Source organism: Paenibacillus sp. 01L418 (assembly GCF_056400045.1).
The window spans coordinates 1-1,094 of the sequence record NZ_JBFTSN010000792.1; the positions used below are offsets into that span (position 1 = coordinate 1).

General features: G+C 44.6%; 1 protein-coding gene. It reads left to right on the plus strand.

The genetic code is table 11. From position 1 onward, the window contains the following. Nucleotides 1-19: 19 nt before the first annotated feature. Nucleotides 20-1,094: transcription termination factor NusA (gene nusA / locus AC1DSE_RS35675; protein WP_477529170.1), on the plus strand; the 1,075-nt coding region annotated here is incomplete at its 3' end.

The following is a 1,094-nucleotide window of genomic DNA, read 5'->3' on the forward strand; positions in this document are numbered from 1 at the left end:
AAGGGGGAAATCCAGTCCAATGAGTATGGATTTTATTGAAGCACTACAAGAAATAGAAAGAGACAAAGGGATTACCAAGGATGTGCTCCTTGAAGCCATTGAGGCTGCTCTTATCTCCAGCTACAAAAGAAATTTTAATACCGCTCAAAATGTACGCGTCGATATTAACCGTCATACTGGTGTTATCAAAGTATACGCCCGCAAGACTGTTGTTGATGAAGTACTAGATCCGCGTCTGGAAATTACAGTGGAGGCTTCAAGAGAAATCAATCCTCATTATCAGCTTGACGATATTGCGGATATTGAAGTTACGCCGCGTGATTTCGGACGTATCGCTGCTCAAACAGCGAAGCAGGTTGTTACTCAGCGTATTCGTGAGGCTGAGCGCGGACTGATTTATAATGCTTTTATCGATAAAGAGGAAGATATCGTTAACGGTATTGTTCAACGTCAGGATGTTCGCAATTTATTTGTGGATCTAGGCAAGGTTGAGGCTGTATTGCCTTTGACTGAACTTATGCCAACTGATAAGTTTAAGCATGGTGACCGCGTGAAGTCGTATATCACGAAAGTTGAGAACACGACTAAAGGTCCTCAAATCATTTTATCCCGCACGCATCCTGGCCTTTTAAAACGTTTGTTCGAGCTTGAAGTGCCTGAGATCTATGACGGAGTAGTAGAAATTCGTTCGGTTGCTCGTGAAGCTGGCTTCCGTTCAAAGATTGCGGTTCATTCCCGTAACTCCGAGGTTGATCCAGTCGGTTCATGTGTTGGCCAAAAAGGACTGCGCGTTCAGACGATCGTAAACGAGCTTAAAGGTGAAAAAATCGATATCGTTCGTTGGTCTGAAAGCGTGGATGAATATGTTGCGAATGCTCTTAGCCCTTCAAAGGTGCTAGAGGTTATCGTATTCGAACAAGAGAAGATGGCCAGAGTAATCGTGCCGGATTACCAACTATCGCTTGCGATCGGTATTAAAGGTCAGAATGCAAGGCTTGCTGCCAAGCTGACTGGCTGGAAAATCGATATCAAGAGCGAAACGCAGGCAGAGCAGGAGTATGGACGTCCGAAATCAATGACTACGGTCATGCATC